Consider the following 24,599-nt stretch of genomic DNA (forward strand, 5'->3'; position numbering starts at 1 on the left):
TCTGCAAATACAGTAACCTACACGATTCAAAATACAGGGAATTTGCCATTAACCATTGGAGCTATAACTTTTTCTGGAACAAATGCAGCTGACTTTACAGTAATTACGTTACCAAGTTCAACTATATCAGCTTCAAGCTCAACAACATTTACAGTGCGATTTTTTCCTTCAACTTCAGGTGTGAAAAACGCAACAATGACTATTGTAAATGATGACAGCAACGAAAATCCTTATAATTTTTCGATACGAGGAACAGGATTAGATGTAGGTGTAGCTCAAGAAATTCAAATTGAAGGAAATGCAACTATTATTCCAGATAATGCAACCTTAACTTCTACTAACAACTGGACTATATTAGGAGATACATTTGTAAACACACCAATTACTAGAACCTACACAATTAAAAATACTGGTTTAACTACTTTGACCATTGGAGCAATTAGTTTTTCTGGAACAAATGCTTCGGAGTTTACTGTAACTACTGCTCCAAGTGCAACAGTTGCAGGAGGAAGTTCCACCACTTTTGTAGTGCGATTTCTTCCATTAGCTGCAGGAATAAGAACAGCAGCAATTTCAATTGTTAATAATGATGCCACAGAAAATCCGTATAACTTTGCTATTCGAGGAAACTCTTTTACATCAGTTCCTTCTCCTGAAATTGATCTTCAAGGAAATTATACTTCGATTGCAAATGGAGATAATACACCTTCAATCAATGACTGGACTGATTTTGATTCTACACAAATTATAACAAATCCACAAACTAAGACTTTTACAATACAAAATTACGGTGGAAGTAATTTGAATTTAACTGGTGCTCCACTAGTGTCTATTATCGGAAGCGCCGATTTTGTTGTGATTGCTACACCAAGTACTCCAATTACAAGTCTAAACACAACTACTTTTAAAATACAATTTAATCCAAGTTCATTAGGTTTAAAAACTGCTGTAGTTTCTATTGCAAGTAATGACAGTGATGAAAACCCTTATACTTTCACCATACAAGGAACAGGAATTCAAACTTTTTTTGATAGTGATGGCGATGTCGTTTATGACAACATTGATATTGATGATGATAATGATGGCATTAAAGACCTTACAGAAGAAGTAAATTGCAATAATTCGAATGGGACTAAAGTAGATTATAAATTCTTGTATGAAACCTTTGGAACTGGAGTTAGAACAACCATAAATACGACTTACGCAGCCACAACAACTTACGGTTATCAAGATGCTGTTACACCTACAAATGTTGAAGGTAGTGGTTTAAGTTTAGACCTGAATGATGGTAAATATACTGTGGGTTCTAGTACTCAAATAGCATCTTGGGCAAATCAGTATTGGTACAAAGGAGTTGATCATACCGGAAATGTAAATGGTAGAATGGCAATATTCAATGCTTCATATACACCAGGAATTTTCTATACTGCATTAATTACTGGAGCTTTACCAAACATTCCTATTACATACAGTTTTTGGGTTTTAAATATTGATAGAACAGATGCTCCAAGTATTGGAACTAGATTAAGACCAAATATAAGAGTAGAATTCAGAGATATAAATGATAATGTGTTGGCAACCATAAACACAGGTGCCATTGCTCCTACTACAAATGGAAATTTAGCTGGCGATTGGTATCAATTTACTGCACCATTAACCTTTAATGTAACTGCTTTTAAAGTAATTTTTATCAACAATGAAACAGGAGGTACAGGAAATGATTTAGCTTTGGACGATATCTTAATTACACAAAAATTATGTGATTTAGATTCTGACGGAATTGCCGATTTATTTGATTTAGATGCTGATAACGATGGTATCGAAGATGTTATTGAAGCTGGACTAGGAAGCATTAGTAATGCAAGAGGTAAAATAGATGTGGCTTGGGCTGATTCGAACGTAAATGGTTTACACGATGGTGCCGAATCTGCTGGTGCACTACCTGCTTTAGATTCTGATGGGGATACAATTCCAAATTATATCGATTTAGACAGCGATAACGACAGTCTTTTTGATGTTGATGAATCCGGTGCTGGAAATACAAATGCAGTAACTGGATTTGTAAATGGCGATGGCGATATTACCGGTGATGGCAGAGGTGATGGTCCAGAATCAGAAAATTTTAGAAGTAAAGATACTAATGGGGATTTAGTTGCAGAAGGCTTTGGTGACGGAATATTAGACATTTATGATTACGGAACTGGAATAACATTTATCAGTCAATACGGAAATTTATCTCAAGGAATTGTAAATGCTAACCCAGCCACAACCTATCTTAAAGATACTGACAATGACGGAATTCCGGATTATTTAGACACAATGTCAAACGGTGTTTCTTATGATATTGCAAACACACTATTGATTTATGATTATAAAATTTTAGACACAAATAATGATGGTATAATTGATAGCGCAACTGACACGGACAAAGATGGAATTGCTGATCTTTTTGATACGGCTGTTGCTCCAGCTTATTTTGGTTCACCAAGAGATATGAATACTAAATTATTTCTTGACTTCGATGGTCGAAACGATTATGGGCAAAGCACTGCAATTCTTGGTGGTTTAGCCAATGCTTCTCTAATGGCATGGATAGATTTGAATCCTACTTTTGCAACTGATGGCGTTATTGTAGGTCAAGATAAATTCCAAATCCGAGTTACAAGTGCCAAAAAACTAGAAGCTGTTTTGAATGGAACAACAGTAACTTATAATACAGCACTGAACGTTTCACAATGGTACAATGTTGGAGCAACTTATGACGGAAGTAACTTGAAATTATATTTAAACGGTGTTTTAGTTGGAACTCAAGCAGTTTCTGGTGCAATTACCGCAGATGCTTCATTACTTACTCTTGGAAGAAACCCAATGGCTAGTAACAAGTATTTTAATGGAAAAATTGACGAAGTTCGTGTCTTTAATTCGGCTTTAACTGATTCTCATTTACAAAGAATGGTCTACCAAGAAATCCAAAACAATGGTTCCGAAATTAGAGGATTAATAGTTCCTAAAAATGTTGCAACAACACCAGCATCATTGCCTTTTACTAATTTAATTCGGTATTATCGAATGGATGCTTTCAAGGACGATATCATTGACGATTTAACAACCCCTGCAATTGATGTTATTGGAACAAAAATATTCAATCACAAAAACATACGTGTGCAACAAGCCCCAATGCCATTCATGACGGAACGAACTGGAGATTTTGCAACTGCTGTCCATAATATTACAAAAGACATTCGTGGTTTAGATATTTTGGATAATGATTATTCTATAGTTCAAGTAAAACATAACATTACCGAAACTTCAAACTCCACAGATTTAGCCATGTTCGTGGATTCAGGAATTAATATTATAATGAATAATGATACAAAATTACAAAACGATTGGTACCTGAAATTAGATGGAAAAATAGATTTAGAAGGCAAATCACAATTAGTTCAAACTACCGAAAGCGACTTGGATGTTACCAGTAGTGGTTCGGCCGAAAGAGACCAACAAGGACATTCTAATTTATACAATTACAATTATTGGAGTGCTCCAGTGAGTCCTGTTAATATTACAAGTAACAACAATGATTATAACATTACTAGCATAATGCGTGATGGAACTAATCCTGCAATACCAGCAAATATAAACTGGGTAGCAGGTTACAATGGTGCGCCAACGTCACCGATAAGTTTGGCTGGATATTGGATTTACAAGTTTGATAATTATGGCAATGATTATTTCAATTGGGTACAGTTAGGGCAAACTGGTGCTGTAAGAGTTGGTCTTGGATACACTATGAAAGGAAGTGGCGCAATTGGAACTCAAAATTATGTCTTTAATGGTAAGCCAAATAGTGGCGCAATTGTATCTAATGTTGTCGGTGACGATCAATTACTATTAGTAGGAAACCCATACGCGTCATCACTTGATGCAACAGAATTTATAAACGACAATTCAAGTTCTATCGATGGAACATTGTATTTCTGGGAACATTATGCTTCAAATAATACGCACGATTTACGAGATTATCAAGGTGGTTATGCCGAAAGAAACTTAACCGGAGGTATTGCTCCCGTTGCTCCTGCTTTAATTAGCGGTTTGGGTTCTAGTACAAAAGTACCTGGACAATTTATACCTGTTGGGCAAGGGTTTTTTGTAAACGGAAAAATAGGCGGCGGCGGAATTGTTGAATTTAACAACAGCCAGAGAGGTTTTCATAAAGAAGATGAAACGGGAGTTTCTAACTCCATGTTCAAAAAAAATCCCGTTAAAAATCCAAAAAAGGGAAACAACGAAAATGATAAAACAAAAGTTGACACTAATAATTACATGAAAATTCGTTTAGGATTTACTTCTCATAATAATTACCACCGTCAAATTTTATTGGGGTTCATGAACGAAAAAGCGACAGATGATTTAGATTATGGTTATGATGGACTAAATTTAGATGAAAATCCAAATGACATGTATTTCTTAGCTGGCGAAAGTCAATTGTTAATTCAAGGTGTTGGAGCATTTTACAATAATGATTCTTATCCAATTGGTGTTAAAACAGATGCGGAAGGAAAAGTAATTTTCATGGTTGATGCGATTGAAAATTTTGATAAAAATAATAAAATCTACATTTATGATAAAGTAACAAAAAAATATCATGATTTAAAAAATCAAACATTCGAAATAGTGCTTCCTAAAGGGGATTATAACCATCGATTTGCTCTATGCTTTAAACATAAAAAACAGGATAATGACAAAATAAGTTCAGTAGACGACGAATTAATTGTAACTGGAGATATTAAAATAGAATATACTAATTCAAATCATATTTTAAATATTACAAACATTAATCAAGATAATAGAGTTAAAGCTGTTACAATATATAATATTCTAGGGCAATCAATTTCAAATTGGAATTTAGAAAATAAAGATCAAACTAAAATTCAAATTCCTATTAAGAACATTAGTACGGGTATTTATATTGCAAAATTAAAAACCACCGAAGGATTTGAAATTAGCAAAAAAGTAGTTGTCTTTGATGATTAACAAATTTTATATTAATTTATAAATTAGAAAACTGTCTGAAAAGACAGTTTTTTTTTGACCAAAATTCAGCGATTAACTAATTCCAATTCCTCTTTTTTTTGCAATGCGCATGATGAGTTAAGTATCTCAAAATCAAATCAATTTCTAATTTTTATAAATTAATTTTTATAAATTAAACAACAAGTATCACATCCATTAATTGTGTTTTTGTAGTATTATACGTATTTTAATTTATTAATTTGTGTATTTTAGCTGTTTTTTATGCTTTTTGTCGATTTATTTAAAAATTAAATTATATTTGTTATGTTAAAATGTTCAAAAAAATATTTCAAATTACTATTCAGCATAAATTAAGGCTTATTTGATACAAAAACAAGAGAATAAATTGTTAAAATAAGAAAATTGAAATGTTAAAAAAAGTAGTTTATCGAATATATAAGTCTGTTTATCGGAATTAAAAATCAATTTATTAAAATATTTCTATAATTACTTAAATTTGAACAAGTAAGCAGTAAATAAAAATCAAATAACAAGTTTAAATCATTACTTATTTGATTCTAAATGTAATGCTATGAAAAAAAACTACTTTTTTATACTTTTATTCATTTTTAGCTCTTTCATAAGCTTCAGTCAAGACTTTGGGCAATTTGCTTCTGGTATAAGAATTAATAATGTTATATATAATACAACTGGCGACATAGGATTAGTTCCTTTAGATGGAGCCAACTTGGGAATTTTTGGTCAAAATTCTACTTGTGCTAGCATCACAGCTGGCGAAATAAAAACAAACAAAAATGCTTCTGCAAATGTATGCACAGCCACAGTAAATTGGCGTGTTTATATAACCGGTTCTCCATCGGGTAGTTTCAACACAATTTCATTATTAAACGTCTATGATTGTGGCATTATTGCCCCTGGTGTTTTTGACGACGGATTAGGACCATGCATAATTGAAAACAGAGATCAAAAATGGAAGGATTATACTTTAAATGTAAATTTTATAACTGGATTATCTTCAGGAAATTATACCCTGGAAGTTTATTATGATTACACCGGTTCAAATACAAGTACTTCTACTTGCGAAACTACAAAGTACATTAGTAACTTAAGTGCAAATTATAAAGCTACATTTACAATTTCAAGCCCAACTACAAACCCCACAATTTCTGCAGCCGCTTTATGTGAAGGTGATAATTTGACCCTTACCTCAAACCCTATCGGAGGAGTTACACCTTATACTTTCAGTTGGACTGGCCCAAACGGCTTTACTTCAACTGACGAAAATCCTGTAATTAATGGTATTACAACATCAAATTCCGGTGTTTATTCTGTAATAGCTACAGATGTTTGCGGAGCAGTTTCTGCAATACAAAGTACTGCAACAGTTACCGTAAATACATTTTCTGTAGCACCAACAAGTATCACAGGAACAACTACTATTTGTAATGGCGATTCTACTACACTCACTTTGAGTGGAGGAACAGCTGGAACTGGTGCAACTGTAGAATGGTTTTCTGGCTCTTGCGGTGGAACATCTGTAGGAACTGGAAATAGTATTATTGTTTCCCCTTCATCTGATACAACTTATTTTGTTAGATACATCGGAACTTGCAACACCACAACTTGCGCTTCGGCTACAGTAATTGTTAACCTATTACCAACGGCAACTGCTGGTGGAACTCAAACAATTTGTTCCAATACAACCGCTACCGTTAGTGGTGCAACTTCATCCAACGGAACAATTTTATGGACAGAAAATGGTGCAGGCACAATTACTGCTGGAAGTACAACTTTAACTCCAACTTATACTGCAACTGCAGGCGATGCTGGAACTACCGTGATCTTAACAATGACAGTAACAAGTACAATAACCTGTACTCCAACTATAACAGCAACTGCAACCTATTCCGTAATTGTTAATCCATTACCAACGGCAACTGCTGGAGGAACTCAAACAATTTGTTCCAACACAACTGCTACCGTTAGTGGTGCAACTTCATCCAACGGGACAATTTTATGGACAGAAAATGGTGTAGGTTCTATTACTGCTGGAAGTACAACTTTAACTCCAACTTATACTGCAACTGCTGGCGATGCTGGAACTACTGTAACCTTAACAATGACGGTAACAAGTACAATAACCTGTACTCCAACTATAACAGCAACTGCAACCTATTCAGTAGTTGTTAACCCATTACCAACTGCAACTGCTGGAGGAAGCAGAACGATTTGTTCCAATGCAACCGCTACCGTAAGTGGAGCAACTTCATCCAACGGAACAATTTTATGGACAGAAAATGGTGCAGGCACAATTACTGCTGGTGGTACAACTTTAACTCCAACTTATACCGCAACTGCAGGCGATGCTGGAACTACTGTAACCTTAACAATGACGGTAACTAGTAACAACGCTTGTGCGCCACAAACGGCAACTGCAACCTATTCCGTAATTGTTAATCCATTACCAACGGCAACTGCTGGAGGAAGTAGAACAATTTGTTCCAACACAACTGCTACCGTTAGTGGTGCAACTTCATCCAACGGGACAATTTTATGGACTGAAAATGGAGCAGGTTCTATTACTGCTGGAAGTACAACTTTAACACCAACTTATACTGCAACTGCTGGCGATGCTGGAACTACTGTAACCTTAACAATGACGGTAACTAGTAACAACGCTTGTGCGCCACAAACGGCAACTGCAATCCATTCTGTAATTGTTAATCCATTACCAACGGCAACTGCTGGTGGAACTCAAACAATTTGTTCCAATGCAACCGCTACCGTAAGTGGAGCAACTTCATCCAACGGAACAATTTTATGGACAGAAAATGGTGCAGGCACAATTACTGCTGGTGGTACAACTTTAACACCAACTTATACTGCAACTGCCGGCGATGCTGGAACTACCGTAACCTTAACAATGACGGTAACTAGTAACAACGCTTGTGCGCCACAAACGGCAACTGCAACCTATTCCGTAATTGTTAATCCATTACCAACGGCAATTGCTGGAGGAAGCAGAACGATTTGCCCGCTTGCAACGGCTACCGTTAGTGGTGCAACTTCATCCAACGGGACAATTTTATGGACAGAAAATGGTGCAGGCACAATTACTGCTGGAAGTACAACTTTAACACCAACTTACACCGCTGCAGCGGGCGATACTGGAACTACCGTAACTTTAACTATGACCGTAACTAGTACAATAGCCTGTACTCCGACTATAAGAGCAACTGCAACCTATTCAGTAATTGTTAACCCACTACCAATAGGTTCAGCTTCAAATCAAACTATTTGTAATGCCAGAACCAGTAGTGTTGCACTAAATTCATCAGTAAGTGGTACAATATTTACTTGGACGGCTGCAATAATTACAACACCTGCTGGTGGGACAATAACGGGATTTAGTGGTTGCCCTGGAGCTTGCGGAACTTCAATTTCACAAACATTGACAAATACAGGCACAACTGCTGGTGTAGTTCGCTATACCGTTACCCCAAATTCTAACTCTTGCCCTGGCTCAACATTCACGGTAAATGTAACAGTGAATCCAAAACCAATAATAACTTTAGCAAATGTATCAGTACAATGTTCAGCAACATTAACTGCTCCAAACTTTACAGATAGTTGTGGAGTAACAGTAACTGGAACAACAGGAGATCAAACTAGTTATAATACTCAAGGAACATTTGCTGTTGTCTGGTCATTTGCTTTTGGAACAATTATAACGAGCACCCAAAATATTATTATTGATGATACCATTGCACCAGTCGCTAACATTGCAACCCTACCAAATGTTACTGGAGCATGTGTATTATCCAGTTTAACAGCACCAACAGCAACTGATACTTGTCAAGGAACAATTACTGGCACAACAACAACTTCGTTCCCAATTACTAAACAAGGAACTACTATCGTCACTTGGACTTATAATGATGGAAACGGAAACACCTCAACTCAAACCCAAAATGTAATACTAACAGCACCGCCAATTTCTGGAGGTACTCTAACTGGTTATGTGTCTAATTTGATTCCTTTACCAACTCCTACTGATAATATTGCCATTACTTCTTGTCCGGACGATATAAACCCAATATCTATGACTTTAGCTGGAGAAATAGGAACAATTATTCGTTGGGAGAAATTCGAAGTTGGTGATGCAGCATGGTCTGTCATTGCTAATACTGAAGACTTTTATGATATTATTTTTGATTTTAATAATACAAAATCTACATTATTTAGAGTTCTAGTTCAAGTTGGAGACTGTACACAATATTCCAATATCATAAACGTACACGCTATTCCTCCTGATGTTCCCCCAATCTTGGATGAAGATGATTTCAATATATGCCTAAATGATTCTGTAACATTAGTCGCTCGAAGCGGATATGTTTCGACTGTAAATGTTGATGAAGGTGGCGATTTTAACAGCGGACAATTTCCAGACAAATGGGATCCAACTCAATGGCAAATAGACGGCCAAGTTGCTGGTGCTCAATGGACCGCTTCAGGAAATAACACAAAATTCAACAATTGGTCTGGAACGAATGATCATCCTGTAGGAACATTGTACGAAATTGAATACGATTCAAATGAATTTAAATTTGGTATAGCACATGGTAATTTTAATAGTCCAGGTTATATTTCTAACTTTGGGGTAGGACCAACAACTTTAGAGACACCTCTATTTAGCTTGGTAGGTTTAAAAACCGCTGCAGTTGAATTTGACCAAGCTTATAATTTACATGCTGGTGACATTTGTAAATTAGAGCTACTAATATTTGCAGCAGATGGAACAACCCTAGAAGATACAATTGTTTTGCAAGATTTAATTGGAACTAGTCCACATGCACTTTCTTGGGGTGATACTCATGGCGCTCCGGTAACTTATCCATATTTAGCTCCTGTTCCAAATAATGCTACTACTACTTATTTTAATTTTCAAAATGACAACTCCTCATTTGATATTTCAGATTATATTGGTAATAGTAACTTAAGGGTTAGATGGACCTTTTTTGGGACAACAGATGAAAGTACCTGGGCGATTGACAACATTAAAATTCCAATCAGACCCTACAGTGATGCTGTGGAATGGACTGATGGATTGGGTGAACCTGGAGAATACATAATACGTGATAAATTAGAAGTTGCCTATAATTTTGTCCCAACTGCGCCTGGTGTTCACCAATATGGTGCAACAGCATTAGTAAATGGATGTAGGGCATATGACCCAGAAGGAACTGCAATAGCTACTGTAAAAGTAAATTACGCCTATGCTGGACCAGCACAAGCTTATACTAATGCTGAGTGCGGAGAAAGAACGGTTAATCTTAATGCTTATGACAATACTAAATCTGCTAATCAAAATAATGATGATGGTGCTTATCCAACATTAGTACGAAATGATTTTAGTGATGATCCTGGCACAGGAACTACAGGAAAATGGACTGTCTTTTCAACTACAAATACTTGTGGTACATATAGTTTCTCTAATGATGCTAGCCCAACCTCCTCTTTTTCTGGAGATGCTGGAGTTTATACCTTGAGATGGAAACTAAACGGATCTCCCTGTTTTAGCGATGTTCAAGTAACATTGACTGCATGCAATGTAATTGATTTTGATGGTGTTAATGATTATGTAGAATTTAAAAATAATTATGGATTAGGAAGTGCTTTTAGTATAGAAGTTTGGGTAAAACCAGATCCACAACCAGTAAATCCATTGAGTAATATTCAAACCATTATATCTAAACGAAATGCAAACAGCCTTATAAATGGTTATGACTTGAGGCTTGTAGGCAGTACATTATCTTTTAATTGGAATAGTGGAAGTCAAATAACATCCCCTCAATTATTAACAACAAGCAGATGGTATCATGTTGCTGTTACTTATACTGGTGGAATCTATAAATTATATGTTGACGGAATTGAAGTTATCAGTTCCGCAGGTTCTGCTCCAATAAGCAATACTCTGGGATGTATGGCTGGAGCAATGGATCAAACCGGAAACCCACCGAACAAACCTGTAAATCATTTTTCGGGATGGATGGATGAATTAAGAATATGGGGCGTAGGCTTGAGTCCTCATCATGTTCGGCAAATGATGAACCAACAAATTATTAATAACGGTACTGCTGTTAGAGGAGAAATAATTCCTATTGATATAAATGGTCCAGATGTCAATTTAGATGGAATAGATGACCAACCTTTGTTATGGTCTAATTTGAATGGTTACTACCGTATGAATTTGATAACCTGTGGTTATTTAACCCCTTTTGGTGGAAAAGGAGTAGATGGTAAATTAAGAAATATAACGAGTTCACAAGATGAAACAGCACCATTACCATATATTTCAATAAGAAATGGTAACTGGACTGATAGAGGTATTGGAACAACTCCATGGAAATACAGTGATTCTGTTTGGGATTTTCCAAACAGCTTAGGTTATAATGGCACTCCAATTGATTGGAATATAGTTCAATCAGCTCACGATATTAATTCTGGAAACAAAGACATCACGGTATTAGGTTTGATTTCAACTGCCGGAAAATTGACAATTGCTGATCCTACAGTAACCGCTCCTATCGAAAATAATGATGGTCAAGGATTATGGATTACACATTATTTAAAATTAAATGGTAACATTGACCTTGTGGGAGAATCTCAATTAGTTCAAAAACGTTTAACGCCAATACAATTTAGCGAAAGTATTTTTGACGCAACCAGTTTAGGTTATCTTGAACGTGACCAACAAGGAAAGAAAAACAGTTTCAATTACAATTATTGGTCATCGCCAGTAAGTACTATTCAAGGACTTGTTAATAATACGACACATTCTCTTTCAGGAATTTTAAGAGACGGAACAAATTCAGCAAGTCCGAGCGCAATTACATTTGGTGATGATGAATATTTTGCCGATGGCATAGTGACAAATCCAATTAAAACAAGTAACCGTTGGATATGGTCTTACAATTCTCAAACGCTAGAAGCAAATACAGATTTACAGGATTATTTTCAATGGAATTATAAAGCAAACACAGGACTTTTGAAAGCTGGCGAAGGATTTACCATGAAAGGAACTGGTGGAGTATCACCAATTGCAACTACACAAAATTATGTATTTGTTGGAAAACCCAACTCTGCAACAATTACACTAGCTTTACCTTATGACCAAACTTATTTATTAGGAAACCCATATCCTTCTGCACTTGACGCAAACGAATTTATATTAGATAATTTAGCAGGCAGAGCTGGGGTCAATGTATTTAATGGCGCGCTTTATTTTTGGGATCATTTTGGGCTTTCAAACAATCATAACCTAGCAGAATATGAAGGTGGTTATGCGACTTATACATTAATAGGTGGTGTTGAGGCAATCAATAATAGCTCTTTGAATCTAAACGACGGTGCTGTTGGAATAAATAGACCTAAACAATTCATTCCCGTTGGACAAGGATTTTTTGTAGATGCTTATTTAGATCCAACCTTATCAGGAACAGAAGCAACTGTAAGTGGTGGAACTATAAAATTCAAAAATAGTCAGCGTGTATTTATTCGTGAAAGTACGCCAAGCTCTGTTTTTATGAAAAAAAGAGGTACTACTAAAGCAAATGCAAACGCTGATATTAGACCAAAAATCAGACTTGGTTATACCTCCGCTATTGGCGCGCATAGACAGCTATTAGTTGGCGCAGATACGAACACAACCGCTCTTTATGACATTGGCTATGATGCTCCAATGTTTGATACCAATGAAAATGATATGTATTGGGAAATTAGCAACAGTCAATTTGTAATTCAAGCTGTTCCAGATTTTAATACCGGCCAAAAAATACCTTTAGGAATAGTTGCTGCTAATGCTGGTGAAGTGATAGTAAAAATAGACGAATTGGAAAATGTACCTTCAAGCACTGAAATCTATTTACATGATAACACCTCTGGAACGGACCATAACATTAAAGACAGTTCTTTTAAAATTACACTTGCGGTTGGCGAATACAACAATCGTTTTTCATTGCGATTTGAAAGTAAAACCCTTGGTGTTGAAGATAACGAAGCTATTGATAATAGAGTAAATGTTTTCTATTCTAATAATTACAAAGTATTAATCATAAAAAATAATGATTTTGACTCTACTGTGAATTCTGTTTCTCTTTTTAATATTTTAGGTCAAGCCGTTTCGAGTTGGGATATTGATGATGAGGATCAAACTAATATTCAAATTCCAATAAAAAATATAAGTTCAGGAATTTACATTGCCAAAGTAAAAACTTCGAAAGGGGAAATAAACAAAAAAATCATAGTTAATTAAGTAAACATTAACTCTACTTATTGAAATCATGTATTGTTAATGTATACATTTGGCATACAATTTGTTGACTTTAAAAAATAATAATATTTAAATTTATAAAAAATGAAAAAAATACTTACCGTATTAACAATTGTATTATTTACAATTAACGCTAGCGCACAAGATACAAAAGCTACTGCAAAAGAAGAAAAAGCAAAATGCGAAGCAAAATGCAAAGCCGAAGGAAAAAAATGCGATAAAAAAATGGCAAAAGCCGAAGGGAAAAAATGCTGCGCTAAAAAAGCATAATTAACCTTAATTATTATAAAACATGCCTCAAGTCGAGGCATTTTTTTTGGAGAAAAAATTATTTCAAAGCTTCGTTTAAACTATTAAAATCTAAAACTATTTGTTCTCCTGAATTTAAATTTTTTAAAATATATTTACCTTCATTCATCTCATTTTCTCCTACGATAACCGCAAACGAAATTCCACGTTTATCGGCATATTGAAACTGTTTTGCCACTTTTACATCTTCTGGATACAATTCTACTCGAATTCCAAAACTGCGTAATTCTTTGATGGCTTTCAAAGCATAAAACGCCTCTTTTTCGCCATAATTTATAAACAAAGCTTTTGAGGTGAAAGTAACCCTTTCTGGAAATAATTTCAACTCCTCGATAACCAGATAAATTCTATCCAAACCAAACGAAATCCCAACTCCACTCACATTTGACAAACCAAAAATTCCTGTCAAATCATCGTATCGTCCGCCGCCGCCAATAGAACCCATTGAAACAGATTTTGGCGGTGCCACTTCAAAAATAGCTCCTGTATAATAATTCAATCCTCGAGCCAGAGTTACATCCAAATCTAAAATTGATTTGTTCAAACCTAAACTAGTAACATTATCACAAATAAATCGCAACTCTTCAACTCCTTTCGTTCCCTCTTTGGATTCAAAAAGCAACACAGAAAGTTTACTTATTTTCTCCGAAATTGTTCCAGTAAAATTAAAAAGTGGTTGCACTTTTTCTATAGCAGATTCAGCAATTCCTTTCTCAATCATTTCCTTTTTGACACCGTCCTCACCTATTTTGTCGAGTTTATCAAGCGCAACTGTAAAATCGATTAGCTTGTCTTTTGCCCCAATGACTTCGGCAATTCCAGAGAGAATCTTTCTATTATTAATTTTAATCGTCACTCCTTCTAAACCTAAATCTGTAAAAACCGAATCGTATAATTGTACCAACTCTACTTCTTGCCACAACGATTTTGAACCCACAACATCGGCATCACACTGAAAAAATTCTCTGAATCGTCCTTTTTGCGGGCGATCGGCACGCCAAACCGGTTGAATTTGATACCGCTTAAACGGAAATTCAATTTCGTTTTGGTGTTGCACCACATAACGTGCAAAAGGAACAGTTAAGTCGTATCGCAACGCTTTCTCAGAAATTTGAGTTGTTAGTTTTTTACTTTCCATTAATGTGAAGTATTTTCCTAAAACTCTAAAAACTCTTCTTTCAATGAACTCTTTAACAACTTCACTATCTGAAATATCGCAAGATTCACAATCTTGTATGGCTTTATAGATATTTTTGTTTAATACTTTACTGGATTTTAAACTTGATATTTCTTCTAAAATAATATTTTTTAGTTCATCTGAATAAAAATTTTGTAATTTAAATTCAAAGCTATATTTGCCATTCATTTCTTCGACTAATTTCTCAATAAAATCTTCTGAAACTAATTTTTCCAATACTTTCTCATATGCCTTATCAATTATGATTTCTATTTCTTGGTGATTATTTTCAAATGATAAATTAGATATGTTTTTTATCTTTTCCTCATAGAAATCCTCTACATTTTGCTTATTTACACGAAATGATAATTGAGTAACAACATTAGTAAAAACACTATCTAAATATATTGAAAGAATATTTTTTATTTCTCCAAGGTAATCTCCAGAATTTAATATTTTAAAAATCAATCGATCTCCTTCTTCACCGTATTTCCCCATCAAGGTTTCGGAGTTTTCAAATGAAGGTGTTTCGATAGGTTGATACCCAAACTTCTCGAAATTATTTTTTATAATTGCTATAATATACTGACGCTTTGCCACTTCGGCAGGCGAAAAATCTCTGGTTCCTTTTGGAATACTTGGTTTTTGAGCCATTTTTTAAAGTTAGAAGTTTAGGAGTTAGAAGCCAGGAGTTAGAAGCCAGGAGTATTAAACTTCCATCTTCCTACTTCCGTCTTCCTACTTCACGTTGCAAATATCTTGTTTTTAAAATAAATATCACATCTTCTAAAACAAACTTGTAACAAAAAATGCAATTTCGTGTCAAATAGTAATTATGTTTAAACTATTTAGAGAAAATATCCGGATTGCACTAGGTTCAATTAGAACCCAAATGTTGCGCACCATACTTACGGTATTGATTATTGCTATTGGAATCACTGCTTTAGTAGGAATATTAACCGTAGTTTCAGCTTTAGAAAATACTCTTTCCAAAGATTTTGCCTCAATGGGTTCGAATACTTTTAATATTAATCAATACGAAAATAGATCTCGACAACAAGGCGGAGGCGAAAGAGAAATTATAAATCCTATAATTTCTTATCCAGAAGCTGTAGCGTTTAAAAACAAATATAAATATCCCTTGACCGAAACTTCGCTTTCATTTACTGCCACTGCTTCTGCCGAGGTAAAATATGAAGCCGAAAAAACAGATCCTGAAATTTCAGTAGTTGGTGTTGATGAACATTTTATGTCTAATTCTGGTTTAGAAACTAGTTTAGGCAGAAATTTTACTGGATTCGATATTCAAAACAATACGTATTCATGTGTTGTGGGTTCTGATTTTCAAAAAGGGTTGTTGAAAGATGTTAACCCCATTGATAAAATTATTTCTATTCGTGGTGCCAAGTTTAAAGTCATTGGAGTTTTAAAAGAAAAAGGCTCCACTTTTGGGAACAGTCAAGATTTAAGAGTACTGATTCCCATTCAAGTAGCACGTTCCCTTTTTACGGCACCTAACATCAATTACTCATTGAGTGTTATGGTGGCTAACAAACAATTCTTAGATGAAGCCGTGGACAATGCAACTAGTACAATGCGGAGAGTTCGTAATTTGAGTCCAGTGAAAGAAAATGATTTTGGAATTGTGCGAAGTGATGACCTTATAAATAGAATATTAGATATAACAAAGTATCTTGGTTTTGCTTCCTGGCTTATTGGCATAATCACCGTTCTTGGATCATCGATTGCACTTATGAATATAATGATTGTATCGGTTACGGAACGAACTCGAGAAATTGGGGTTCGAAAAGCTTTGGGCGCTAAAAAAACAACTATTGCTTTTCAGTTTTTTATAGAAACCTTACTTATTGGCCAATTAGGAGGATTAGTTGGTATTATATTAGGAATCTTAATAGGTTATGGATTAGCAACTGCGATGGATTTTGCCTTTGTAATTCCTTGGGGAGCAATATTTGCTGCGTTCTTAACGAGCTTTATTGTAGCCATAGTTTCTGGATTATATCCAGCAATTAAAGCCGCAGTACTTGATCCTATTGAAGCCTTGCGATATGAGTAAAGTGGGCAGAAGTCCATTTTTTTTAGTGGTTAGTTGGTTGCAGCATTAAATTTTTTGTTAGTTTTCAAAAATTCATCGAATAATAAATCTTCCTTTTCATAAAATATATAAATATTCAATTTTTAGAATCTAACAAAACTGAACACTCATAAACTGAACACTGAACACTAAAATTATACCACGTATTTCTTAAGTTTCACATCGAATCATCCTATCATTCCCGTAAATATCTTTGCGTAATTCTATATTTTTAAAATTCATTTTCTCAAGTAAATCAATGGTTTCTTTGCCTAAATATTGATTAATTTCAAAATACAACTGACCGTTTTCCGAAAGGTTTTTCAGTGCTAATTCAGCTATTTTTTTATAAAAAATCAATGCATCATTATCTTCAACAAAAAGTGCCAAATGCGGCTCATTATCCAAAACATTTTTTCTAATTTCCTGTTTTTCTAAATTGCGAACATACGGTGGATTCGAAACTATAATATCAAATTCTTGTTCTAAATCTTCTGCTTCTAAAATATTTTGATGTAAAAATGTAATTCTTACGGTATTGAGCTCTGCATTTTTTTTGGCTGTAGCCAAAGCTTTTACAGAAATATCCAATGCAAAAACTTGTGCGTTAGGAATATTTTTTGCCAATGAAATTGCAATGCAACCACTTCCAGTTCCAATATCCAGAATTTTGATCTTTTGGCTTCCATCTTCCATCTTCTGACTTTTAATAATCCATTCTACTAACTCTTCGGTTTCAGGTCTTGGAATTAAAACAGATGGATTAACTAGAAATTCCAAGCCGTAAAAACTAGTTTTGCCTAATAAATATTGAACTGGAATTTCATGTTGCAATTGCTCTAAAATCAAATTCCAAGTTCCAAGCTCTACTTCAGAAAAGATTAAATCGATATTCAAAGCCAAGTCAATTCGTTTCAATTGATGTCTTTCTTCAAGAATTAAATAGAAAAAACCCTCCGCTTCGCCAGAATCGTAAATTGACGAAAGTTCTTGAATAAAATTTGTTCTGTAATCTTTAATTTTCATTAAAACAATGTCATTTAATTTTTGAATTTATAGTTATGTAATAACAAACTATTTGTCATTCTGACGCAGGAAGAATCTCATCTAGTGGTTCACATTATTTAAGATTCTTCCTGCGTCATACCCGAAAGCAAAGCTCGAACAGGCGAAGCAAGGACAAAATTATAAATATAATGTTGCACTATACTTTTTGTTAAATAACATTTTCCTAAATTAACTCTTTCAGCATCCAAACCGGACAACTCGTGTGACCTGTACTTCCCATTGGAGAACAAATATATTCGAAACCTACTTTCTTGTATAATTTTTGAGCGTCATGCATAAACGGCATCGTTTCGAGATAGCATTTTTCAAAGCCAAAATCACGGGCGCTTTGCAAACACATTTCCATCATTTGACTTCCTATTCCTCTACCTCTCGTTACGGGTAGAAAATACATTTTTTGTAATTCACATATAGTTTCGGCTTCGTTTTCAAGAGGAGCAATTCCTGCAGAACCAATTATCCTTCCATTATTTTCGACAACAAAATAAACTGATTTTGGTTTACTGTATTCCTCAAACATGAAATCTAAATAGGTATCTTCATAAGCAGTTCCAACTTTTGGAATATTCAATTCATCAAAAACAGCACGAATCAATTGTGCTACCGCTGGATTATCTCTTTTTTCAATTTTTCTAATGATCCAATTCTCCATTTTTTTCTAAAGCTAATTTTACTTGCAAAAATAGAAATTGTTTGTTGTTAATTTGTGAAGTTTGAAAACTAAATCTTAAACTCAAAAATAACTACTTTTGTATTGTGAATATACATGAAAAATACATGCGCCGCTGTTTAGAACTTGCCAAAAATGGTTTGCCTGCTGCTATGCCAAACCCATCAGTTGGTGCTGTTATTGTTTTTGAAAACACTATTATAGGCGAAGGATTTACAGCTGCTTATGGCGGTTCTCATGCCGAAGTCCATGCCGTAAATTCCGTAAAAGATAAATCATTATTAAAAAAAGCTACTATTTATGTGAGTTTGGAACCGTGTTTTCATTTTGGAAAAACACCTCCTTGTTGTGATTTGATTATCGATAATGAAATTCCAAATGTTGTTGTTGGAACCGTTGACCCTAATATAAAAGTAGCCGGAAACGGAATCAAGAAATTAATCGAAGCCGGAAAAAATGTAATCGTAGGTGTGCTTGAAAATGAATGTGTTGAATCAAACAAACGTTTTTTTACTTTTCATGAAAAAAAAAGACCCTACATTATTTTAAAGTGGGCCGAAAGTCAAGATGGTTTTATGGCACCATTAACAAAACTAGAACAAAAACCAGTTTGGATAAGCAACGAATTTTCGCGTCAATTAGTTCATAAATGGAGAAGCGAAGAACAAGCCATTCTTGTGGGAACACAAACAGTGATTGACGATAATCCAAGATTAGATGTTAGAGATTGGAGAGGAAAAAATCCAGTTAGAATTGTTTTGGACCAAAACAATCGCATCTCAAAAAGCAGTCATGTCCTTGATGGCAAGATAAAAACTATCGTTTTTTGTAAATCAACAAATGAGATTGAAAAAGAAAACTGTATCTTTGAAATACTAAATTTTGAAAATAACATAGTAAATCAAATACTTCAGGTATTGTACAAACACCGTATTCAATCAGTTATTATTGAAGGTGGGCGACTCACTTTACAGTCTTTTATAGATGAAGATCTTTGGGACGAAGCACGAATATTTAAAGGTAAAGCAAACCTAATAAAAGGCATAAAAGCTCCAATTATTACTTTAAAAAACATTAAAAAACATACCCTTGACAACGATGAACTTATAATTTCAAGAAACCATGATTAATACCATCATTTTTGATTTTGGAGATGTTTTTATCAATTTAGATAAACAAGCAACCCTTGATGCACTTAAAAAATTGGGTTTAAAAGAGTGGAATGATGATTTAGACTTTTTGAATATACAATTCGAAAAAGGACTAATCTCAAAAGAAAATTTCCTCCTTGGTTTTCAAAAAAAAATGCCAGATGCTGCTATCAATGACATTCTAACTGCCTGGAATGCTGTACTTCTGGATTTTCCAGAATATCGATTGGAATTTCTACAAATGCTTTCAAAAAAATACCGTTTATTTCTCTTGAGTAATACCGATGCGATTCATATTGAAACATTCGAACAAAAAAACGGAATTTCTTTTTGTAATGATTTCTACAATTGTTTCGAAAAAGTCTATTTTTCATTCGAAGTTGGAAAAAGAAAACCAGAAGCTAACATTTATAATCTACTGATAAATAAACATGATCTCTCTACAAAAAGAACCTTATTTGTAGACGATAAAAAAGAAAACACGGACGCAGCATTACTACTGGGTTTCAATGTCTGGAATTTGCAAGTGGGTCAAGAAGATGTTGTAGATTTATTTGAGAAAAAAATTCTTTAAAAATAATTCAATCCTTTTGGAATCTATAGACACCTACAAAACCATTGAAATTCCAACTTCTGATATTCTTTTTAAAGAGAAAAACAGTAAATTTTATGGATATGCATTTCCCATAACTCTTGAAAATGAAGTAAAACCTGTAATAGATAGCTTACGAAAAAAGCATCCTAATGCAGGACATTTTTGTTATGCTTATCAAATAGGAACCGATGCAATAAGTTACCGAACAAATGACGATGCCGAACCTAATAATACAGCCGGAATACCAATCTATGGGCAGATTCAATCCTTTCAAGTCACTAACATTTTAGTTGTAGTAGTTCGAATTTTTGGAGGTGTAAAACTAGGTGTTGGAGGTTTGATTTCTGCCTATAAAAATACTGCACAGCAAACATTAGAATCCGCTAGAATTATTGAAAAAACAGTTGAAGTTCATTTTATAATCACATTCGATTACAAGAACATCAACAAAGTGATGCGGATAATAAAAGAAAAAAATATAGCAATCATCACCCAAAAAATGGAAATGAATTGCGAAATCGAAATTATCACCCGAAAAAAAAATGCCGAAATAATATTCGGCATTTTTAATTCAATGTTTGAAATTGAAATTAGAAGACTTTAATATAATCTCAAAATTAATTCTTTAAATTATGATTTGAGCAATATAAAACCTTTCTATTCTATTTTATTTAAGAGATCCAAAATATATTGAGGAGGAGCAATTGGTTTTCCTGTTTTCATGTTAACAAATACCAAAATTGAGTTGCCTGTTGTTAATAACTCTTGTTGCTCATTGTATAATTCATAGTCAAACTCAATCTTAACTGTTGACTGTTTTTTTAATATTGTTTTTAAGGTTAATTGGTCATCATAAAATGCTGATTTTTTATAATTTATTGATAATGAAACTACTGGAAGCATAATGTTGTTTTCCTCCATCCATTTGTAAGAAACTCCTTTGTTTCTGAGCCATTCCACTCTTCCCACTTCAAAATATTGAGCATAATTACCATGATAAACGACACGCATTTGGTCTGTTTCTGAATAGCGAACTCTAAATTGAGTTAAATGATATTTCATATTAAATAAATTAAATTTTTAAACTCTCATACAATAATATTTTATAAAAATTACATACAAAATATTTTTTTTTAGCAAATTTTATTCACATATTTGTTACCCCGAAATACTAATACAAACAGACCTTTTTTTTATAAGATAACCATTACCAACCAAAGATTAATTTAACCAAATATATGAACAAAACTGCTCAATCAGTATGGGAAAACTGTTTATCTTTTATAAAAGACAACATTCAAGACCAAGCATACAAAACTTGGTTTGAACCAATTAAATCAGTTGAACTTACCGATAATGCATTGTATATACAGGTTCCTAGTAAATTTTTCTATGAATGGTTAGAAGAACACTATGTAAAATTATTAAAAGTTGCACTAACCAAGGAACTTGGGAAAAATGCAAAGTTACTTTATAAAATCAAAATGGAAAATACTTACGGTAATAAACAACCCTTTACCGAACAAATTCCTAGTTCAAATCGTGTGCCTATGAAACCGCAGGATGTTGATGCTCCATTTAAAAACCTGAATCCTGAATTGAGAAATCCATTTGTTATTCCTGGAATCAGAAATTTAAAAATCGAATCTCAACTTAATGCCAACTATAGTTTTGACAATTTCCTAGAAGGTGACTCCAATAGATTAGCACGTTCTGCTGGAATGGCTGTGGCAAATAAACCCGGAGGAACTTCGTTTAATCCTTTATTAATTTTTGGCGGTGTAGGTATGGGAAAAACCCATTTAGCTCATGCTATTGGTGTTGAAATAAAAGATAAATATCCCGAGAAAACCGTTTTATATATATCTGCCGAAATTTTCACCCAACAATATATTGACTCTGTAAAGAAAAATAATCGCAACGATTTTATTCATTTTTACCAACTTATCGATGTACTAATTATTGATGATGTTCAGTTTTTATCCGGTAAATCAGGGACGCAAGACGTGTTTTTTCATATATTCAATTTTTTACATCAAAACGGAAAACAGGTAATTTTGACTTCGGACAAAGCACCAGTTGACATGCAAGATATTGAACAACGACTGTTATCCCGTTTTAAATGGGGATTATCTGCTGAGTTACACCAACCCGATTATGAAACTAGAATTTCTATCCTAAAAAACATTCTTTACCGTGATGGAGTAGAAATTCCCGAAGAAATTATAGAATATGTTGCTCGAAACATCAAATCAAATGTAAGAGAACTCGAAGGTGCCATTATTTCCTTGATTGCACAATCCTCATTCAACAAAAAAGAAGTAACACTTGAACTTGCAAAAAGTGTTGTCGAAAAATTTGTAAAAAATGTAAAACGAGAAATTTCTATCGATTACATTCAAAAAATTGTTTCCGATTATTTCCAATTGGATTTAGAAACATTGCAATCAAAAACTAGAAAAAGACATATCGTTCAAGCGCGTCAGCTAGCCATGTTTTTTGCCAAAAAATTCACCAAAGCTTCTCTGGCAAACATTGGTTCTCAAATAGGCGATCGCGATCATGCCACAGTTTTACATGCATGTAAAACCGTTGACAATTTAGTTGCTACCGACAAACAATTTAAAAAGTTTGTTGAGGATATCAATAAAAAATTAACGCTATAAACGCATCATGTCCGTAAAAATTTTAATGGTTTGTCTTGGTAATATTTGTCGGTCACCACTTGCCGAAGGAATATTAGCCTCTAAACTCCCTGAAAATAAATTTATAGTAGATTCCGCCGGAACTGGTTCATGGCATATTGGACATAAACCTGACGAAAGATCCATTGCCGTTGCAAAAAAAAACGGAATCGATATATCCAATCAAAAAGGAAAACAATTCTCAAAAAATGATTTTGAAGTTTATCAATACATCTATGTCATGGATAACTCAAACTATGAAGATGTATTACAACTAGCTGATAATAAACAACAAACAGAAAAAGTACAACTCATTTTAAATGAATTATTTCCCAATGAAAATGTAGATGTCCCTGATCCCTATTATGGTTTACCGAACGGATTCGATTCAGTTTTTAAAATGCTGGATGAAGCTTGTGATGTAATTGCCAAAAAATTTATCGAAAAACACGGCTAAGTAATTAGAAAGATATATTGTAGTAATATCAAAATAGAATAAAAAGTTTTTGACACAGATTTGAATGATTAAAAAAAAATTTAAGCTGTGTGACAAATCAATCTGCTTTAATCTGTGAAATCTGTGGCAAATTAATTTAGTGCTTCACTAAAATGCAACTTTAAATTTTGACTTTTACTTAAGTTAATAATGACCTTTAACTTTTTTATTTATTACCAATAGCTACTTTAGAATTTATATTAAAAAAACATGAATCCAACTCCATTTTTAGGAAAACTATACTTAATCCCAACTACAATGGGCGATTGTGAACCTTTAGATGTTTTGCCACAAACCATAAAAAGAACCATCGATTTTATAGATTATTACATTGTTGAGAACGAAAAAACTGCTCGAAAATCGATAAAAAGTGTACATCCCGAAAAAAAACAATCGGAATTAATCCTTTTTGTTTTAAACAAACACACCGAAACTCGAGAACATTTAGATTTTATTAAACCCTTGTTAGATGGGCTAAATGTAGGATTAATGAGTGAAGCAGGTTGTCCTGGAGTTGCAGATCCTGGTGCTGTTATTGTAAAACTAGCGCATGAAAAAGGCATACAAGTTGTACCCTTAGTTGGTCCATCTTCTATTTTATTAGCCATGATGGCATCAGGAATGAATGGTCAGAGTTTTACTTTTAACGGCTATTTACCCATCGAAAAATCCGAAAAGAAAACAGCCTTAAAAAATTTAGAAAAACTATCTCAAGACAAAAATCAATCGCAACTCTTTATAGAAACTCCGTATCGAAACAACAAAATGCTCGACGATATTTTGCAAGCCTTACATCCTGAAACCTTCTTGTGTATTGCCACAGACATTACATTACCCACCGAATTCATAAAAACAAAAAGAGCGTCTGCATGGAAAAAAGAAACCCTAGATTTACACAATCGCCCAACTATTTTTATCATTCATAAAATGTAAGTAAAAAAAAACCACTCGTTTTCACGAATGGTTTTCAATTTTATCATTTTGAAGC

General features: G+C 33.9%; 14 protein-coding genes. 10 read left to right on the forward strand and 4 right to left on the reverse strand.

The features are described from left to right. The 3 genes from RMO53_RS06175 to RMO53_RS06185 form a co-directional block, all read left to right on the forward strand. On the forward strand, positions 1 to 5,034 hold a 5,034-nt coding region (locus tag RMO53_RS06175; protein ID WP_310379018.1), incomplete at its 5' end, for a choice-of-anchor D domain-containing protein. A gap of 571 nt (positions 5,035 to 5,605) precedes the next feature. Beyond that, positions 5,606 to 13,348, forward strand: coding sequence for a LamG-like jellyroll fold domain-containing protein (locus RMO53_RS06180; protein WP_310379019.1), 7,743 nt, complete (start codon positions 5,606 to 5,608; stop codon positions 13,346 to 13,348). Positions 13,349 to 13,450: 102 nt separating this feature from the next. Continuing rightward, positions 13,451 to 13,636: a hypothetical protein gene (locus RMO53_RS06185; RefSeq protein WP_310379021.1), complete on the forward strand. Its 186-nt coding sequence runs from the start codon at positions 13,451 to 13,453 to the stop codon at positions 13,634 to 13,636. Positions 13,637 to 13,694: 58 nt separating this feature from the next. Here RMO53_RS06185 and hisS read toward each other — a convergent pair whose 3' ends face one another. Further along, the gene (hisS, locus tag RMO53_RS06190; protein WP_310379022.1) at positions 13,695 to 15,506 is read right to left on the reverse strand and encodes a histidine--tRNA ligase; all 1,812 of its coding nucleotides are present in this window, start codon (positions 15,504 to 15,506) and stop codon (positions 13,695 to 13,697) included. A 181-nt stretch (positions 15,507 to 15,687) separates the two neighbouring features. Here hisS and RMO53_RS06195 point away from each other — a divergent pair, with 181 nt between their 5' ends. Further along, positions 15,688 to 16,929 (forward strand): ABC transporter permease, encoded by a 1,242-nt coding sequence (locus RMO53_RS06195; RefSeq protein WP_310379023.1) that lies wholly within the window; start codon positions 15,688 to 15,690, stop codon positions 16,927 to 16,929. Between the two features lie 189 nt (positions 16,930 to 17,118). Here the strand turns inward: RMO53_RS06195 and prmC are convergent, their stop codons facing one another. Continuing rightward, positions 17,119 to 17,973 carry a peptide chain release factor N(5)-glutamine methyltransferase gene (prmC, locus tag RMO53_RS06200; protein ID WP_310379024.1) on the reverse strand — a complete coding sequence of 285 codons (855 nt, stop codon included), beginning with the start codon at positions 17,971 to 17,973 and terminating at the stop codon, positions 17,119 to 17,121. 205 nt (positions 17,974 to 18,178) lie between these two features. After that, entirely contained in the window at positions 18,179 to 18,667 is a 489-nt protein-coding gene (locus tag RMO53_RS06205; RefSeq protein ID WP_310379025.1) for a GNAT family N-acetyltransferase, read from the reverse strand. A 104-nt stretch (positions 18,668 to 18,771) separates the two neighbouring features. Between RMO53_RS06205 and ribD the strand changes: the two genes are divergently transcribed. Genes ribD through RMO53_RS06220 form a run of 3 tightly spaced genes read left to right on the forward strand, consistent with a single transcriptional unit; the run spans position 18,772 to position 21,035 of the window. Next, a complete protein-coding gene (ribD, locus tag RMO53_RS06210; RefSeq protein ID WP_310379026.1) occupies positions 18,772 to 19,815 on the forward strand; it encodes a bifunctional diaminohydroxyphosphoribosylaminopyrimidine deaminase/5-amino-6-(5-phosphoribosylamino)uracil reductase RibD in 1,044 nt (347 codons plus the stop codon). Continuing rightward, entirely contained in the window at positions 19,808 to 20,410 is a 603-nt protein-coding gene (locus RMO53_RS06215) for an HAD-IA family hydrolase (RefSeq protein WP_310379027.1), read from the forward strand. Before ribD ends, RMO53_RS06215 begins: the two co-directional genes overlap by 8 nt. 16 nt (positions 20,411 to 20,426) lie before the next feature. Then, positions 20,427 to 21,035 (forward strand): YigZ family protein, encoded by a 609-nt coding sequence (locus RMO53_RS06220; protein WP_310379028.1) that lies wholly within the window; start codon positions 20,427 to 20,429, stop codon positions 21,033 to 21,035. 53 nt (positions 21,036 to 21,088) lie between these two features. Here RMO53_RS06220 and RMO53_RS06225 read toward each other — a convergent pair whose 3' ends face one another. Then, positions 21,089 to 21,493, reverse strand: coding sequence for a thioesterase family protein (locus RMO53_RS06225; RefSeq protein ID WP_310379029.1), 405 nt, complete (start codon positions 21,491 to 21,493; stop codon positions 21,089 to 21,091). 176 nt (positions 21,494 to 21,669) lie between these two features. On the opposite strand from RMO53_RS06225, the gene dnaA reads away from it, so the two are divergent. The 3 genes from dnaA to RMO53_RS06240 all read left to right on the forward strand — a co-directional run bounded on the left by dnaA (position 21,670) and on the right by RMO53_RS06240 (position 24,544). Then, positions 21,670 to 23,097, forward strand: a complete 1,428-nt coding sequence (gene dnaA / locus RMO53_RS06230) for a chromosomal replication initiator protein DnaA (protein ID WP_310379031.1) — start codon at positions 21,670 to 21,672, stop codon at positions 23,095 to 23,097. A gap of 7 nt (positions 23,098 to 23,104) precedes the next feature. Beyond that, positions 23,105 to 23,572, forward strand: coding sequence for a low molecular weight protein-tyrosine-phosphatase (locus RMO53_RS06235; protein WP_310379034.1), 468 nt, complete (start codon positions 23,105 to 23,107; stop codon positions 23,570 to 23,572). Between the two features lie 249 nt (positions 23,573 to 23,821). Then, positions 23,822 to 24,544 (forward strand): SAM-dependent methyltransferase, encoded by a 723-nt coding sequence (locus RMO53_RS06240; RefSeq protein ID WP_310379036.1) that lies wholly within the window; start codon positions 23,822 to 23,824, stop codon positions 24,542 to 24,544. The last annotated feature ends 55 nt before the right edge of the window (positions 24,545 to 24,599 follow it).

Origin of the sequence: Flavobacterium sp. (assembly GCF_031409475.1) — a bacterium.
Taxonomy (GTDB): Bacteria; Bacteroidota; Bacteroidia; order Flavobacteriales; family Flavobacteriaceae; genus Flavobacterium.